The sequence below is a fragment of the Kitasatospora sp. NBC_00070 genome (assembly GCF_045041205.1).
Lineage (GTDB): Bacteria > Actinomycetota > Actinomycetes > Streptomycetales > Streptomycetaceae > Kitasatospora.
Genome location: NZ_CP108247.1, coordinates 1,629,004 through 1,645,554 on the forward strand (window position 1 = coordinate 1,629,004; position 16,551 = coordinate 1,645,554).

Consider the following 16,551-nt stretch of genomic DNA (forward strand, 5'->3'; position numbering starts at 1 on the left):
GATCATGAGAATGGCTGCAAGAGCCTACCAATGACTCGCCTATGCCTGCCGGGCGTTTGATTCCATTACCCTCGGTGATCCATGTCACACTGCCAACATATCGGGGATCAGTACCGTAAAGCGGACCAATTGGCGGCTATTTGGATTGTGGAGATCGACTGATATGGGCGAGCGTGCTGTCGACCTCTGTGCGCACGCACTCGGAGGGTTCCTCAGCATCGGAGTTCCCACTGTGACCAGACGCCGCGGCCCAGCCGCTCAACGCCTGTGGGCGGTCGGCGGGGCCTTCGCCACCGCCCTCAGCCTGACCAGCCCGATCGCGTTCGCCGCAGGCCCGGCCGTGACACCGTCGTCCAGCGAGATCGCGGCATTGGACTCCGAGCGTGCCAAGCAGCGGCCCGAGACGGAGGCCGACCGGGCGTTCGCGAAGGCGAAGAGTACGGGCAAGAACGTCGTGATCGATTCGATGACGAGTGAGTACACCGAAACAGCCGCCACCCCAGGAGGACATCTGGCGGTCACCTCACATCCCGACCAACAGCGCATTCGCCGCGAAACGGGCTGGACAACGCTCGATGCGACGCTGGCGGCGAATGCGGACGGTACGTACTCGCCTAAGTCCTCCGTCTCGGGTCTGACGATGTCGAAGGGCGGCGACGGGCCGCTGGCGACGATGGCCAGCGCGGACGGCAAGAAGCTCTCCCTGGCGGCCCCGTTCCGCTTGCCCGCCCCGACGGTGGACGCCGATGGCGACGGCCTGGTGTACGCGAACGTCGTGCCGGACGTGGACCTCAAGGTCACCGCCACCAAGCTCGGCGGCCTGACCACCGTGTTCGTGGTCAAGACACAGGCCGCCGCGTCCAGCCCCCAGCTGAAGACCCTCCGGTTCGGAACCACCGTGGACGGCGTCACCATCAGCACCGACCAGGCAGGCAACCTCACCGCCGCCGCTTCCGACGGGAAACCGCGCTGGACGGCCCCGGCCCCGCAGATGTGGGACAGCACCACCGCTGCCAACCCCGATGCGCCAGCCGCGAAGAACAGCGCCTCGGCCTTGCAGGCGCCCGCCCAGACCCAAGCCACATCCGACACCGGCGGCAATGACGGCACCCCGAAGGCGGCAACGGTCAGCACCGCCGACGGTCCCGGCGCGAACTCGAAGACCGCCGCGATGGCCGTCACCACGGACGCGGCCGGCGTCAGCCTCACCCCCTCGCAAAACCTGCTCGCGAACGGCACGGCCCCGTACTTCATCGACCCCGCCTGGCTCCCGTGGGGGCCCTCGGCGAATGCCTGGACCTGGGTCCAGTCCGCGCACCCCGACGCCAACAACTGGCAGCGCACCGGCAGCAACGACCAGGACCACCCAGGCGTGGGCATCTGCGGCTACTACGCGGCCGGCGGCAGCTGCAGCCCCGCCGACACGTACCGCACGTTCTACCAGTACGACATCAACCCGCTCAGGGGCGCAGTCGTCCACTACGCGACGATGAACCTTGAGGAGTACGTCTCCGCAGACTGGTCCTGCACCAACACCTACCCCCTGGACCTGTTCCACACCGGCGCCATCGACAGCGGCACCAGGTGGGGCAACCAGCCCGGCAAGATCGGCGGCTCACTGGGCCAGCGGACGATCGGCGGGTCCGGCCACGGCACCTGCCACGACAACGTGCCTTTCCAGTACGACGTCACCGGCACGCTCCAGACGTACGTCAACAACGGCCAGCTCACCTTCGGCCTCTACGGCAACGAGAGCAACCAGAACGCCTTCAAGCGCTTCACCTACCAGCCGTCGCTCTACATCGAGTACGACCGCATCCCCTACCAGCCCACCAACCCCGGCGCCTCACCCGCGCCCCGCATCGTCAACTCGACCAGCGCCTACCAAGCCTGCGACACAAACGACTCCAACGCATGGGCCTGGGAAGGCGCAGGCTCCCAACAGGCCGGCGCCGTCTCCCTGGACGCCACCGTCACCAGCCCCGTCCAGGCCCAGCTCTACTCCTGGACCCACATCTGGGACTACAACCTCCCCGGTGCACCCGACGTCGACGGAGGCTGGTCAGCCCTGGTGGGCAGTGGCACCACCGCGTCCTGGAAGGTCAAAGCCGGTGCGATCCAGGACGGCCACGCCTACGGCTTCAGCATCTTCGCGGGCGACCAACTGGTCGACTGGTCACCCTCCACGGCGACCTGCCACTTCAAAGCCGACCTGACACCCCCGCAGGTGAAGTTCCCGGCAACGGTGACCGACCTCAACACCCAGTTCCCCCCGTCCGGCAACGGCCAGGTCACCAAACTCGCCGTCGGCAAGACGGGCACCATCCCCATCACCGGCACCACCGACCCCAACCCCAGCGGACTCGGTGCCTCCGGCCTGGCCTGCCTGCGCTGGAGCTTCGACCCCCAACTCACGGGCGCGGCATGGCAGTGCGGCACCGCCATGCCCACCAGCCAGATCCCGGTCACCCCCACTCGCTGGGGCACCAACATCCTCTACGTCCAGGCCCAGGACAAGGCTGGCAACCTCTCCCCCGCTGGCCAGTACGCCTTCTACGTCCCCTGGAACCCCAACGGGCCCGCGCCCGTGTTCGGTGACGTCACCGGCGACAGCACTCCCGACATCCTCGCCGCCGACTCACAGGGGAGCCTTCGCGCCTACACCGTCCCCGGCAACCCCAACGCCACCAGCACCCCCAGCGGCATCGCCTCCAGAGACACCAGTGCACCCAACGGCGCCGCGTGGGATACCGACTACCGGATCACCCACCGCGGCAGCCTGCAGGGCGGCAAGAGCGTTGACGAGGTCGTCGTCCACAAGGACGGCGAAGCTGCCCTGAACGTCTACCAGAACCCCGGGAACGCCGGCGTCACCGGCTTCCTCGACAGCTCGATATCCCTGGGCAAGCCGAGCGCGTGCACCGTGACCGGCGCGAGCAGGGACTGTGCAGGTTACTTCGCCACCGACTGGTCCACGACCGCCAGCATCGCCGCCCTCGGGGACCCTTCGACCACCGACCTCAACGCCAGCAAGCAGTTCGAGAACCGCACGGGCCTGCTCACCGTCGAGACCAACCCCGCCGGAGACGGCGCCCTCTGGTACTACCCCAGCATCGGCGACCGCACTTTGGGCAATCCCATCAAGATCTCCCCAACCGGGTGGAAGAACGTCGACCTGATCCCCGCAGGTGACTGGGCCGGACAAGGACACCCCGGCATCTGGGCCCGCAACCGCGCCACCCAGGAACTCTGGGCCTACACCTTCACCCTCGGCACCGACACTGTCAGCGACCCCTTCGGCGGCGGTATCAGCTACCCCGTCATCACAGGAATCGCCACCAGCGTCAAGACCGGCGCCGTCGACTACGACACCTGGCCCCGCATCGGCTCCGACGGCGACCTCACCGGCAGCGGATCCTCCACCCTGTGGGCCATCACCTCCGCCGGCGACATCCAGATCTGGACCGGCAAGCGCACCGGCACCACCACCGCCCCCACCTGGCAGTGGCTCCCCGGCCCCACCACCGTCCTGACCACCCAAAACGGCGCCGACCAATGGCTTCTCAGCAGCGCAAGCACCGTCGGTTCCCAGGCATCCGACAGTGCCGGCATCAACAAGGCAACCGGTGTCGGCTCGCTCAGCTGGACCACCGACCACAAGAACACCGCCAACGGAGCCGCCAACCTCAACGGCACCTACTACAAGACCGAGAAGTCCGCGGTCGACACCAGCAGGAGTTACTCCGTCTCCGCCTGGGTCAAACTCGCCAACACTGACAACTACGAAACCTTCGTCACCCAGAACGGCAAGGACCGCGGCGCCTACTACCTCCAGTACTCCAAGGCCTACAACGCCTGGTCCTTCGTCACCCCTGGCGCGGATGACTACGGGACCGGCATCTACCACCACGCCAGTGCCGCCACCCCGCCCCAGCTGAACACCTGGACCCACCTGGTGGCCGCCTTCGACGCCGACACCAAAGCCATGACGCTCTACGTCAACGGCCAGTACGCCGGCTCCGACACCAACCCCACCCCCTGGAACGCCACCGGCCCCGTCACCATCGGCGCCGACGCCGCGACCAACCACCCCGTCAGCAACGTGACAGCTGGCGCCACCAGTGACATCCGCACCTACCCCTACCCCCTCACCAGCGCACAGGTCACCAACCTCTACAACAGCTGACACCCACCCACCCGCGGGCCTGCACCCACTCCGGGGCAGGCCCGCCGGTGAGTGGGTCGGGGCGGCCATGGCCGAGCCGCCGTAAGGGGCAGCTGTCGGCAACTGCCCCTCCGGCCCGGGCTCGGACGGGGACCACGCCGTTGCCGAGCGCTGGCTGAGCGATCACCCGAGCAAGGCCAAACAAGCAATTCGTGGCGTGCGAAAGTGGCGATTTCACCCCCGGCGCACTCATGCCCGTCGACAATCTCGCGAGCCGCACGGAGCCGTGCAGGAGGGAGTCGGCCAGGACGCCACGACTGAGCAGAATCGTCCAGGCCCACGCCCATCAAGATCGTCAGCGCATCGCCTCCTCTGCACGCGCATGATGCTCTAAGCTGACGACGATCTTGGGGAGGGAACGTCTTGCTCACACGCAAAATATCGGGCCTGACACTTATCGGATCGGCCATCGCAGGGCTGCTGCTGACCGGGTGCTCCCCGGATACCGCAGACCGAGCTGCGCCCGCTCCTACGAGCGCTGGCGCCTCCATACCGAGCAGTGTCTCTGCCACACCGGCCCCTGGGTGCGCGTCACCGAAGCCCGCCTCCAGTGGGTACGGTGGCACCTCGGAGGGCCTCCCTGACGACGTGCGCTGCATGCCCCACGTCCTTGACGGCAACGTCCTCAACGCGTCGGCCCTCGCCGACGGCACGCTGATCGAGGGCCGTTCCATGACCGTCTACACCACCGAGGACACCACGCCCGAGCAGGCGCACGCGCTGTGCCTCAAGATCACCGAAATCGGCTACGGCACAGGCGGACAACGCCAAGTCTCGCTGCTGTCCGTCGGTGGCGGCGACATCTTGTACATGTCGCGGTCCAATGGGCCCGCCTGCGCCAAAATGCGCTGACCTGCGGACCCGACCGCCCCGGACAGCCATGCAGCACCACCGTTCCCACCAGCGTGACGTTGACTGCTGACTTCGGCTTGTCAGGGTGACGTTGGGGTCTCGAGGGTCAGGCCGGTGCCGGCTCCGGGCGGGCCCTCGCGGGCAGCATCGGCGGGTTCGATCAGCGCGCCAGGGGTCGGCGAGGGCCAGAGGTGCGATCAGTGGGGCGCGTTACGCGCTGCCTCACGGATCGCTTCCGCGTAGGGGGTGTCGAAGGCTTGTGTCCGGGCGGGGAGTTCCCGGAAGGGCACGAGTGCGCGGTGGGTGCCGTCCACCGATTGCATCCATGCTGACCAGGCATCGTGGACGTCTTCGTCGGTGACCTGCTCGCCTTTGGCTCGGAGCAGTACGGCGTAGATACGGAAGAGGTCGTCGGAGTCGGCCGGCGGTGCGGCGGTCGGCGGCAGGCAGGAGCGGATGAGATGGGCGAGGTCGTCGAGGTAGGTCATCTGAGCAGTGTGCCCGTGAGGATGAGCAGATAGACCGCGGCGAAGACCCAGGGGACAAGGCGTTCGGAGATGCCGAGCTCGGCGTAGCGTTTGCGCCCTGCTGGGATCGGGTCCTCCTTGAGGTAGTCCCACTCCTCGGCGAAGATCCGGACGGGCAGGCTGTTCTCCAGCTCGTTGATGACCTTGAACTTCGCGGTGTGCAGGTCGCGGTAGCTGCGCAGCTGGAGCCACCAGGCGCCGGACGGGGTGAAGCCGGCCATGGTGACGGCGAGTACCGCCCACCAGGTGGACTCCTCCAGTCGGGGGATGCCGAAGCCAACCACGGTGACCAGGGCGGTCTGGACGGAGAGGAAGAGGGCGTTGGCCGTTCCCCGGCGGGCGGAGACCCGGTCGGCCATCTCCACCGCGAGCTTGTAAAGCTCCAGGAGTTCCGGGGGTCGGTTCGGCGTTGGAGCGGGGGGCGGCGCGGGAGTGGGCTCTGCGGTCACCGGACGCCGCCGGGCTGCGTCGCCTGGGTCTGCCATGTGGTGACCCGCCTGATGACGAGGATGAGCAGCACCAGGGGTGTTTCAAAGTCCCGCTGATCGTGTGAGTCCGCAGGCCAGGGCAGTATGGGGGGTCCGGGTCAGACCGTCACGTACGCATCGAAGCTCCAGTTGAACAAGGTGACCTTGCCAAGTCGCCTTGAACCGCTGGAGCTTCGATGTGCCGTCAGTCTGCCACCGTCTGTCTCGTCAAGTCTCCTGCTCTGGAGAGCGTGGCGGGGCTCTCGCTGGTGGAGCGGTTGCGGGTGCTGCCCGATCCGCGTCGGCGGCGAGGTGTGCGTCACCCGTTCGTGGCGGCGCTGCTGGTTGCCGCCTCGGCGGTGGTCGCCGGCGCGCGTTCGTACGCGGCCATCGGCCAGTGGTCCGCGAACGCTCCGCAGCACGCCCTGGCCCGGCTAGGTGCTCGCGTGGCGGGCGCGCTGAGGGGCGAATCGCACCGAGTGCCGCCACGATCCGACGGGTCGTCAACCTGGTCTGCCCTGGTGGCCTGGCCGACCTGACCGGCGCCGATCCCGGCGGCACGGACTCGGTGGCCGTGGACGGCAAGGCCGCCCGTGGCTCCCGGCACGGCCAGACACCCGCCGCCCACCTGCTGGCCGCGATGACCGGTGACGGCCGGACCGTCACCCAGCTGCGGGTTCCCGACAAGACGAACGAAATCACGTGCTTCGCCGCGCTGCTGGCGCCCTTCGACCTGACCGGGGTCACCGTCACGGCCGACGCCCTGCACACCCAGCGCGCCCACGCGCGGTTCCTGGTGGAGGACAAGAAGGCCCACTACCTGCTGGTGGTCAAGACCAACCAGCCCGGGCTGCACCGCAGGCTCCGGTCACTGCCGTGGAAGGACGTCACCACCCGCCGCTACGACCGCGAGACCGGCCACGGCCGCAAGGAGACCCGCGTGACCAGGGCCCTCACCATCACCGAACTCGCCCTGGACTTCCCCCACGCCGTCCAGGCGTCCGCATCCTGCGCCACCGCACCGACCTCAAGACCGGCACGTGCAGCCGCCAGACCATCTACGCGATCACCGACCTGACCTCGCAACATGCCTCGCCTCAGCGGCTCGGTCAGCTCGCCAGGTCACAGTGGAGCATCGAGAGCCGGCTCCATTCGTCCGCGACACCACCTTCCGCGAGGACGCCTCGAAGATCCACACCGGCCACGGGCCCGACAACATGGCGACCCTGCGCAACCTGGCGATCAACACGCTCCGGCAGCACGGACACCGCAACATCGCCGCCGGCCTCCGCCACGTCTCCTACGACCCCTTCAATAGGCCGCTGGACCTCCTGGGCATTGCCTGACCAGCCGGTCTACATGATCACCGGGACTTTGAAACACCCCTGCCTGGGCCTTCAGCTCATCGAAACGCCCTGGGAGCGACCGGAGTCCGCCCTGGTGCGTTGCCTAATCCTGGCTCCGGTTCAGCAGCCAGTCGGGGCATGCCCGTTCTGTGCTTCGGGCACAAATCGTCGCACCAGTCGGCGGCGAGACGCTTTGCTCCCGCCCGGAGCATCCTGGAAGCGGTCGCAGATCTCACGCACCCCACGGTCGTACGCGGCTGAGCGCCAGCAGCCGGCCGGACTACCGCGCCCTGGGCTGAAGCACTGTCACCTGTCCGCCGCGCTCGGCGATCCACCTCTCGAGCGCCTCACCGCCGAGCTCGGACGACTCGGTTCCGTCCCACAGCGTCACCGGCCCGAAGACCGTCCCCGAGAGCCCACGAACCGAAGTGGCCTCATCCACATGGACCTTGAACGAGTTCTTCTGAAGAACCGCTCCCGAGAGGTCGGCACCTCGCAGATCCGTCCCGAGCAGTGAGGCACCGAGAATCTGCGCGTCACGAAAACTCGCGCCAGTAGCGTCCACGCCGTACAACGAAGCGCCGACCAGATCTGCCCGGTCCAGTCGCGCCGACCTCAGCCGGGCATCGTCCAGGTTGACCTTCACCAGACCGGCATCCGTCAAGTCCGCGCCTTCCAGATCCGCGCCTTCCAGATCCGATCGGTAGAACTCGGTGCCCGCCAATCCGACATGAGACATCGTCGCACCGACAAGATACGACTCGGAGAAGTCCGCCCCCCGAAAATCCCCGCCCCGCAGGTCGATTCCCGGCGCACTCATGGCAGCGGCGTCCGATCCCGCCCACTCCGCGACCACTTGGGCCGCCGCCTGGTCAACGGGCCACACAGCAGGACCCCGCCCATCAGGGATACCAGATGACATCGTCCCCCCAATTGTTCTCGTCGATAATCTTCTTGATGTCATCAATAGCGACCTGATCAGCATTTCGCAGGTCGATGATGACCTTGCGGTCCTTCTCCACGATCTGCTCCGCCAACTTGGCCTGCCATTTCCGGTGATCCCTGTCCGGATTGTAGGCACCCGGGAACGGCGCTGTAGGGTCGCGATGATTGTTGAATGGCGGCCAGTTGGAGTGGACACCCTTGATGTCATAGTACTCGCCAGCACTTGGCGAGTAGAACTCGCCATTGTCCCGCTCCTCCGGACGCTGGATGTCCTCCGGCAGGCGACCTTGTTCACGAAGGTCGAGACCCACCCGGGCTTCGTCCTTTGATGGTTCGGAGATACCGCCGCTCTTGTCCGGGTCCCGCTGCAGTTGGTCGAAGTCTTCCGGGTTCCGCTGCTCGACCTCTCCGAGACGCTCATTGTGAGCTGCCCGGTCCTCCGGTGTCATCTGCCCTATCGGCGTCCCTGCGGCATCTGTCGGTCGGGGCTGCTGCTCATCGTCGGGGCCAGGCGTCCCGTCATCGGGCCGGTCGTCTGCTCCGGCGAGTTCTTCGGGGGCGTGGCGGTCGTGTTCGGGGTTGTGGTCGGGGTCGGTGTGGTGGGTGGGGGTGGTGGGGTTGCGGTCGGGGTCGAGGGGGATGGCGAAGACGCCGTTGTCGCCGTTGTGGAGGGGTTGGTTGCTGTGTTGGCCGGTCTGGGCGTCAATGTAGGTGATGGTGCCGTTGTGGTTGACGGCGTTCCAGGCGTGGGAGCGGCCGTCGTTGTCGGTGGTGATGATGACGGCCTGGGAGCCGTGGCCGTTGTCGCGGAGGGTGTCCTCGATGCGGTGGAACGCCTGGGGGCCGTCGCCCATGTCGTTGAATTTGGTGCCGAGGGCGTTCTCGATGCGGTCGCGGCCGTTGCGTTCGCCGCGGTCGGTGGGGTTGCCGTCGGTGTCGTGGTCGGGGGTGCGGGCGCCGGCGGGGGTGGGGTTGCCGTCGAAGGTGTCGACGGTGGCCAGGGCGGTGTCGACGCAGTTGTTGTTGCGGCCGGGGGCGGTGGGGTCGTCGCCGTTGATGGCGCCGGGCCAGTTGCCGTCGTTGGGGTCGGGGTGGCGGACGGGTGTGCCGTCGGGGTTGTGCGGGGTGGCGTCGTTGACCCGCTGGTGATCGCGTTCGGTGGGGTCGAGGATGCCGCCGGGGCTGCCGGTGGGGCGGTCGGCGGTGGCGGGGCGGTGCGGTTGCCTGCCCGGGGTGTCGTCGGGCCGTGCGTGGTCGGGGCCGTCGGGGTCCAGGCGCGTACCGATGTCGGGGCGCGTCGCGTCGGGGCGGGCCGCGTCCGGACGTGGAGTGTTCGACCCGGTCGGGTCCAGCCGCGTACCGAGGTCGGGGCGCGTCGCGTCGGGGCGGGTGGCGTCCGGGCGGGTGCCGTCGGGGCGGTTCGGGTCCAGGCGTGAGCCGAGGTCGGGGCGGGTGGTGTCGGGGCGGGTGGTGTCGGGGCGGGCCGCGTCCGGGCGGGTGCCGTCGGGGCGGTTCGGGTCCAGGCGCGTACCGATGTCCGGGCGCGTCGCGTCGGGGCGGGCCGCGTCCGGGCGGGTGGGGTTCGCGGTGGTGGGGTTCGCGGTGGTGGGGTTCAGGCGGGAGCCGAGGTCGGGGCGGGTGGTGTCGGGGCGGGCCGCGTCCGGGCGGGTGGGGTTCGCGGTGGTGGGGTTCAGGCGTGAGCCGAGGTCGGGGCGGGTGGTGTCGGGGCGGGTGGGGTTCGCTCCGGTGGGGTTGAGGCGTGCGGGGATGTCCGACCGGGGGGTGTTGGTGTAGGCGGTGCGTGGGTCGGGTCGGTTGGTGGGGTTGCGGTCGGCGGCGGGGCGCGGGCCCAGGGTGGGGCCGTCGTGGTCGGGGCGGCGTTGTGGCTGGACCGGTCCGGTGGTGGGGGTGGGTGGTGCGGTGGGCCGGCTGGTGGTGGGGGTGGCCGGGTTGGAGGTGGTGGGGGTGCCCGCGTGCGGGACACCGCCGGGCACACCACCGGGCGCCGGGGCCGGGGTGGTGGGGGTGGTGTCGGGGGTGGGTCGGTGGTCGGGGCCGGCCTGGGGCGCGGTGGCGGTGGCCCCGCCGGCGGTGTTCAGACGCGGAGCCGTGCCGGTGGTGCCGTCCGTGCCGGTGCCGGTGGGGTCGGCGTAGGCGGTACGGGGGTCGACCCGGGTGGGGGCCGGTTCCGGTGACCCGTGGTCAGGGGTCGGGGTGTGGGCGGGAGTCCGCGCCTCCGGCGTCGCGGCCGTAGCGGGCTGGGGTGCGGCGTCCGGACGGGTCGGGGTCGGGGTGTTCTCGTGCCGGGGCGCGGGAATGTCCGCCTGCGCGGGGGTGTGACTGGGCGTCGGCTCACTGGGACGCACCGGGCCGTAGCTGGGACGACTGTCGTCACCACGCGCCGGCGTGTGCTCAGCCGCAACCGGACGGGAACCGGGATCGTGATCCGGGGTCCGCGACGGACCCTCCGGGGACGACGAGATGGGACGGGCACCCGTATCGCCGTCGGGCGTACGCGACGGCGTGCCGTCCGGCCGGGCACCGCTGTCGTGATCCGGAGTACGGGAGGGCGTGCTGTCCGGACGGGTGCTGGTGTCGCCGTCCGGAGTACGGGAGGGCGTGCTGTCCGGACGGGTGCTGGTGTCGCCGTCCGGAGTACGGGAGGGCGTGCTGTCCGGCCGGGTACCGCTGTCGTGGTCCGGTGTGCGGGACGGGGTGCTGTCGGGGCGGGTGCTGGTGTCGTGGTCGGGGGTGCGGGAGGACTGCTGCGAGTCCGGTCCCAAACGGCCCTCCGGGGACGGGGTGCTGGTGCGGCCCGTGTCGTCGGTACGGCCCGGCGTCGCACCGTCGCCTGCGGGATGCCGGCCCGAACCCGCATCCCCCGACGGCGTGTTCGCCTCCGCACCCACCCGCGTCCCGAACGGGTCCAACGGCGCCGAACCCCGGTCGCTGGACGTCGCCGACGGACCCTGCTGCGTCGAACGCGGCGCCTCGCTCGAACCGGACCCATCACGGCCCGACGAACTGTCCGGCGACGAGCTGGGCGTCCGGCCCGGCGAACTGTCCGGCGACGAGCTGGGCGTATGCGAGGACGGACTGCTACCCGAAGGACCGTGAGAGGACGGACTGTTACCCGACGAGGGACCGCTGCCGGACGGACTGCCGTTGCTGGAGGAGGGTGTGCTGCCCGACGGGCTGCTGCTCGGGGAGGGCGTGCTGCTCGGGGAGGGCGTGCTGCCCGACGGTGACCTGTCACCACTGTTCGACGCGTCACCACCACCACTGCTGCTGTTGCCGGAGGAGTCCGCGTTGCCACCCCCGTGCCCCGCCGCACTGTCCAACCCACTACGCGCATGACCACCAGCGCGCGAACCCACCCCGTCCCGCAACGCCTCCGTGAACGTCTGACCCGAGTTCTTGACCGCCGTCTTGAACTCCTCCGCCCCCGCCTTACCGGTCCGCCCCAGATCAAAACCGTCCTGCGCACCGAAACCCTGGTTCACCGTCTGCGCGATCAGATCACTGATCATCGCCTGCACAGCCGAAACCACCGGCTCCTTCAACGTCTCCAGGATCGCCTCCACCAACGCATCCCGAAGCTCCTTCAACAACCGACGAACAATCATCTTCGTCGCCTGCACCGCCCCCGCGGCACCCAACTCCGACAACCCCAACGTGAACGGCGCAGCCGCCTGAGCAGCGATGATCTCCACCGCCAACACCACCAACTGCGCGATCACCGCGATCTTGCACGCAATCACGATCATCGCCGCCGCATCAAACGCCGCAGCGATCAACCGCGACGCCGTCGCCGCATCCGCCAAATACCCGTCACTACCACCCGCGGAAAACTTCTCCCACGCCTTACCGAACGCCTCGATCGAATCACCCGAATTCGCCGAACGCACATTGTTCGCCGCACCCGCCGCCCGATAATGCAACTCATCGACCGTATCCGCGAAATCCCGCCACACCTGCGCGGACTCCATGAGCTTGTCCTCGTCCGCCTTCGGCCAATCAAAGCCGAGCATCTCCAGAACCCACTCAACACTGTCCGGCAACATCAGCGACACTTCGCCAAACCCCCCGTAACAAAAACCACATCACAACAACACGACACGACACCCACAACAAACCCAGAACACGCCAAACAGAAAACCGACCCGGCCTCAGACCACCTGCGGCCGGAACAACGCGTCCACCCGACCCCCGACCATCCCCTGCGAACCCTCCAACGCCCGGAACGACCCATCCGTCGCCGACTCGTTCGCCTCGTGACCCGCCGCCATCCCCTGCAACTTCTGCCCGATCTCCCCGATCCGCGTCCCCAAAGAAGCCATCGACTCCTTCATCCCATCCCGCAGACCCTCATACACCACACCGAACTTCTCACCCAGATCATCATCACCCCACGGCGGAGTATCACCCTTCTCCAGGGCCTCCAACTTCGCCGACAAATCCTTCACCGCAGCCGAGAAATCATCACCGACCGCCACCAAACTCAACCCCTCAGCCCGAAGACCGACCGGATCAACCACAATCTGCTGCGACATCAATGCCCCCGTTCTCGCCTTTCAGAACCAACCCGGACAGACCGTCAGAAACGGTTCCGGTTCAGTTCCCACTCCTCGGGCTCGTCCGGCCCGTACTCCGCCTCGGTCTCCTCGCGCAGCTTCTCGGCGCGCCCCTCGGAAGCCTTCTGCTCGGCCGGCGACAGGTTCTCGGCGGCCGTACGGATCTGGCCGAGCCGGTCGCCGATCGCGCCGAGGTAGGTGTCGGACTGGACGACGTCGCGCATCCCGACCCGCCCGGCCAGCACGTCCCTGGCCATCCGCTGGAGGGTGTCGCCGACGGCGTCCGAGTCGGCCAGGGTCCGCAGCGCGCGGCGCAGCTCCCGTGCCTGGGCCGGGTTGTCGGCCACGTCGAGCAGTTCGTCGTCCGAGATCTCCGGATTTTCCCGATCTGCAGCCATCTCTCCCCCTGGATCCCGGCTCACCACGCCACGAGGCCAACTGGGCCTCCGGCGAACAGCATTGCTCATGAGATCATAATGTTTAAGGTTGGGACTGTCCTTGTTCGGTCTCGACCTTGCAACAGGTAGCCTCACCAGGTCCGGCCACTGCGCGCCAAAAGGCAGCATGACAGCGGCTCACCGCCCCAACACCAGAACAGTGTGGGCGACCCAACCCCCACAGCACAGCGAGGAGTCTTCGTGATTACCCAGGAGCTTGCGCTCAGCACGGCTGACGCCTGGCTGAACGGCAGCGGCGGCGCGCAGCGTGAGGTGCGTTTCCGGGAGTTCGATCTGGGGTGGGTGGTGTGGGCGGCTCCGGCGCCGTTGGAGCGTGACCCGGTCACCGGGCAGCGGCGTCCTCCGGCCGATCTCGGTGACGCGTGCGGGGTGATCGACCGTCAGAGCGGTGCGCTGAGCGTGTGGTCCTCGATCCCGGTCGACGAGGTGATCGAGGCGTACCGCGAGCGCAGCCGTCCGGCCACCGGTCCGGGCAACACCCTCACCGCGACCTACCCGCACCCCACCACCGGCGAGGACACCGTCGTCGAGCTCGCCTCCGCTCCCGGGCGGCCGCCGGTGGAGCACCAGCTGGTGGCCGAACTGTCGCGCCGCGGTGTGCCCGCAGGCGCCGTGCGCGCCATCCACACCGCGCTGCGCCCGGCCACCCTGCCCGGCGGCTACGGCGCCGCCCTGCTGGAGCAGCACTTCCCCACCGCCACCGTCACGTTCAACCACCCGTACGGCATCACCGCCGCCGAGCGCGCCGAGGGCATCGCCGCGCTCACCGAGCGCGTCCGGCCCGCCACCAGGCCCAACCCGGTCCCCGCGCCCGCACCCGAGACGGTCACTCCGGCCGAGCCGGTCCGCGACGTCGCGCTCGGCCGGCAACTGCCCGCCGCCTTCGGTGAGGTGATCCGCTACGACGCCGACGACCTCGCCGCCAGCGCCCTGCCCGAGAGCACCCGCTCCACCCTCACCTGGGCCGGCCTGCCCGCCGACCTGCCGCTGTTCCTCACCGCCGACCGGCACGACACCCCGCCCCCCGGCGGCCTCTTCGCCGACCTGCGCACCCACCTCACAGCGGCCGGCTCGCCCGTCGAGGCAGCAACCCTGGACGTCCTCGCGGGCTGGACCCGGATCGGCTCCGACGGCCTCTGCGCCATCGCCGTCCAGACCACCGGCGACGAAGCCGGCTCCGTCTGGGCCGTCCACCCCCGCACCGGCAGCGGACGCTTCGTCAACAGTTCCGTCTCCGCCTACATCCGCAGCCTCGCGCTGCTCGCCACCACCCGCCCCACCCTCAGCGGCCTCGACCCCAAGGACGCCGGCACCGCCCTGGCCGCCCTGCAGACCGGCCTCGCCGAGATCGACCCGGACGCCTTCCGCAAGGACACCACCTGGTGGACCGTCGTCACCGAACAGATCTGGCACGGCCTGCTCTGAGCCCGCTCCTGAGCCGGACGCCGTCCAACGGCGTCCGGCTCAGCCGTCGGAGCCACCAGAGCGGTCCCAGCCGATCCGGTAGTACTTAAGCTGCCCGTCCTCCCGGACCAGCCGCATCCCCACCGCCGTCATGACCCGCTGCGACCCGACGTTGCCCAGGTCCGTGTCGCCCTCCACCCCGGCGACGCCCCGCGAGCGCGCCAGGGCCAGCAGCGCGCGCACCGCCTCGGTCGCGTACCCCCACCCCCGCACCGACGGGACCAGGCCGTAGCCGATCGTCACCGTGCCGGTCCGGTCCGGGGCTCCGTGGAAACCCAGGCCGCCGACGACCACGCCGTCCTCGCGCCGCCGGATCTCGTACGCGCCGAACGGTTGCGGATCACCGCTCTCCGCACAGGTGTCGAGGAACCGCCGAGCCCCGGACACGTCCCCCGCATCGGGGTACCCGGGTGCCCAGGCGGCTCCCCGGTTCTCGCCCGCCACCACCTGCTCGGCCTCCGCGACGGTCATCGGATGGAGCAGCAGCCGGGCGGTCAGCAGATCAGTCACCAGTTCGTCCATGACGGACGACCCCATCACGCCGGCCCCCGGAACGCACCCGGATTTCCGCCCCGCCGCCGGGGCTCCGCGCCGAGGACCACCGATCGACATACCGTCACATCAGGGCGCAAACCGCCCCTGCCCTGGTGGAGGTGTGCCCGTGCTCTGGCCGCTCGTCACGCTGCTCGTCGTCGTCCTGGTCACCCTCGCGGTCGGCTGGGTGGCGGACCAGGTGCTGCAACGGGTGGCCGGACGGCACCCCGAAGCGCCCGTCTGGGCGCTGCTCCGGCGCTGTCGCGTCCCGCTCCAACTGGTGGTCTGCTGCAGCCTGCTGATCGGCACCCGGCCGATCGAGCGGCTCTTCGACCTCAAGGGCGACGACGCCCACCACGTGATCCTGCTGGCCCTGCTCGCCGGCGTCGGCTGGCTGGCCATCCGGATCGTGGCCGCCCTGCTGGAGGCGTTCTTCGCCCGGTACCAGGCGGTCGCCGACGACCCCGCCCGGGTCCAGCGGGTGCGGACCCAGCTCGGGATGACCCGACGGGTGGTCAGCGCGCTGATCGCCGTCGTCACCGTGGCCGTGATGCTGCTGACCTTCCAGGCCATGCGCACCATCGGCGCCGGCCTGCTCGCCTCGGCGGGCATCATCGGCATCGTGGCCGGCATCGCCGCGCAGAGCGCCCTCGGCAACTTCTTCGCCGGGCTGCAGATCGCCTTCGGCGACACCGTCCGGCTCGGCGACACCGTCATCGTCGAGGGCCAGCAGGGCACCGTCGAGGAGATCACCCTCTCCTACCTGGTGATCCGCCTCTGGGACTACCGCCGCCTGATCGTCCCGACCTCCTACTTCGTCAGCAAGCCGTTCGAGAACTGGACCCGCAAGGACCCGGGCCTGCTCGGCTCCGTCCTGATCCACCTCGACCACACCACGCCGGTGGACCGACTCCGCGCCGCGCTGGGTGACTTCCTCCCCACCACGCCGCTCTGGGACACCCTCGAATGGGCGCTCCAGGTCACCGACACCACCCCCAGCACCATCGTCGTCCGCGCCACCATGACGGCCCGCACCCCGGACGACGTCGCCGCCCTCCGCTTCGAGGTACGCGAGCACCTGCTCGGGTACCTCCGCGACCACCACCCAACCGCCCTCCCCCGTATCCGGACGGGGGAGGGCGAGTGACGGCGCGCCGCC

At 69.3% G+C, this 16,551-nt stretch carries 14 protein-coding genes; 7 read left to right on the plus strand and 7 right to left on the minus strand.

The window, feature by feature from the left end; translation table 11 throughout:
* Positions 1 to 232: 232 nt before the first annotated feature.
* Both OHV05_RS07610 and OHV05_RS07615 read left to right on the plus strand, forming a co-directional pair.
* A complete protein-coding gene (locus OHV05_RS07610) occupies positions 233 to 4,186 on the plus strand; it encodes a LamG-like jellyroll fold domain-containing protein (protein ID WP_405016966.1) in 3,954 nt (1,317 codons plus the stop codon).
* Between the two features lie 636 nt (positions 4,187 to 4,822).
* On the plus strand, positions 4,823 to 5,077 hold the full coding sequence (locus tag OHV05_RS07615) for a hypothetical protein (RefSeq protein ID WP_405016967.1): 255 nt from the start codon (positions 4,823 to 4,825) through the stop codon (positions 5,075 to 5,077).
* A 197-nt stretch (positions 5,078 to 5,274) separates the two neighbouring features.
* On the opposite strand, the gene OHV05_RS07620 is transcribed toward OHV05_RS07615, so the two are convergent.
* On the minus strand, positions 5,275 to 5,565 hold the full coding sequence (locus tag OHV05_RS07620; RefSeq protein ID WP_405016968.1) for a hypothetical protein: 291 nt from the start codon (positions 5,563 to 5,565) through the stop codon (positions 5,275 to 5,277).
* On the minus strand, positions 5,562 to 5,969 hold the full coding sequence (locus OHV05_RS07625; RefSeq protein ID WP_405016969.1) for a hypothetical protein: 408 nt from the start codon (positions 5,967 to 5,969) through the stop codon (positions 5,562 to 5,564). The genes OHV05_RS07620 and OHV05_RS07625 overlap by 4 nt, the downstream gene beginning before the upstream one ends.
* A 299-nt stretch (positions 5,970 to 6,268) precedes the next feature.
* Between OHV05_RS07625 and OHV05_RS07630 the strand changes: the two genes are divergently transcribed.
* The 3 genes from OHV05_RS07630 to OHV05_RS07640 are packed head-to-tail and all read left to right on the plus strand — an operon-like array spanning position 6,269 to position 7,417.
* Entirely contained in the window at positions 6,269 to 6,610 is a 342-nt protein-coding gene (locus OHV05_RS07630) for a transposase family protein (protein WP_405016970.1), read from the plus strand.
* A complete protein-coding gene (locus OHV05_RS07635) occupies positions 6,607 to 7,149 on the plus strand; it encodes an ISAs1 family transposase (protein WP_405021408.1) in 543 nt (180 codons plus the stop codon). The genes OHV05_RS07630 and OHV05_RS07635 overlap by 4 nt, the downstream gene beginning before the upstream one ends.
* Positions 7,150 to 7,198: 49 nt before the next feature.
* Positions 7,199 to 7,417: a hypothetical protein gene (locus tag OHV05_RS07640; protein WP_405016971.1), complete on the plus strand. Its 219-nt coding sequence runs from the start codon at positions 7,199 to 7,201 to the stop codon at positions 7,415 to 7,417.
* A gap of 280 nt (positions 7,418 to 7,697) precedes the next feature.
* Here OHV05_RS07640 and OHV05_RS07645 read toward each other — a convergent pair whose 3' ends face one another.
* The 4 genes from OHV05_RS07645 to OHV05_RS07660 all read right to left on the minus strand — a co-directional run bounded on the left by OHV05_RS07645 (position 7,698) and on the right by OHV05_RS07660 (position 13,334).
* Positions 7,698 to 8,237 carry a pentapeptide repeat-containing protein gene (locus OHV05_RS07645; protein ID WP_405016972.1) on the minus strand — a complete coding sequence of 180 codons (540 nt, stop codon included), beginning with the start codon at positions 8,235 to 8,237 and terminating at the stop codon, positions 7,698 to 7,700.
* Between the two features lie 82 nt (positions 8,238 to 8,319).
* Complete coding sequence (locus OHV05_RS07650) at positions 8,320 to 12,426, minus strand: toxin glutamine deamidase domain-containing protein (RefSeq protein ID WP_405021409.1); 4,107 nt, start codon at positions 12,424 to 12,426, stop codon at positions 8,320 to 8,322.
* 105 nt (positions 12,427 to 12,531) lie between these two features.
* Complete coding sequence (locus OHV05_RS07655; protein ID WP_405016973.1) at positions 12,532 to 12,915, minus strand: hypothetical protein; 384 nt, start codon at positions 12,913 to 12,915, stop codon at positions 12,532 to 12,534.
* Positions 12,916 to 12,959: 44 nt separating this feature from the next.
* Complete coding sequence (locus OHV05_RS07660) at positions 12,960 to 13,334, minus strand: hypothetical protein (protein WP_405016974.1); 375 nt, start codon at positions 13,332 to 13,334, stop codon at positions 12,960 to 12,962.
* A 240-nt stretch (positions 13,335 to 13,574) separates the two neighbouring features.
* Here OHV05_RS07660 and OHV05_RS07665 point away from each other — a divergent pair, with 240 nt between their 5' ends.
* Positions 13,575 to 14,819 carry an SUKH-4 family immunity protein gene (locus OHV05_RS07665; RefSeq protein ID WP_405016975.1) on the plus strand — a complete coding sequence of 415 codons (1,245 nt, stop codon included), beginning with the start codon at positions 13,575 to 13,577 and terminating at the stop codon, positions 14,817 to 14,819.
* Positions 14,820 to 14,858: 39 nt separating this feature from the next.
* On the opposite strand, the gene OHV05_RS07670 is transcribed toward OHV05_RS07665, so the two are convergent.
* Positions 14,859 to 15,368 (minus strand): GNAT family N-acetyltransferase, encoded by a 510-nt coding sequence (locus OHV05_RS07670; protein ID WP_405016976.1) that lies wholly within the window; start codon positions 15,366 to 15,368, stop codon positions 14,859 to 14,861.
* 151 nt (positions 15,369 to 15,519) lie between these two features.
* On the opposite strand from OHV05_RS07670, the gene OHV05_RS07675 reads away from it, so the two are divergent.
* On the plus strand, positions 15,520 to 16,539 hold the full coding sequence (locus OHV05_RS07675; RefSeq protein WP_405016977.1) for a mechanosensitive ion channel family protein: 1,020 nt from the start codon (positions 15,520 to 15,522) through the stop codon (positions 16,537 to 16,539).
* The last annotated feature ends 12 nt before the right edge of the window (positions 16,540 to 16,551 follow it).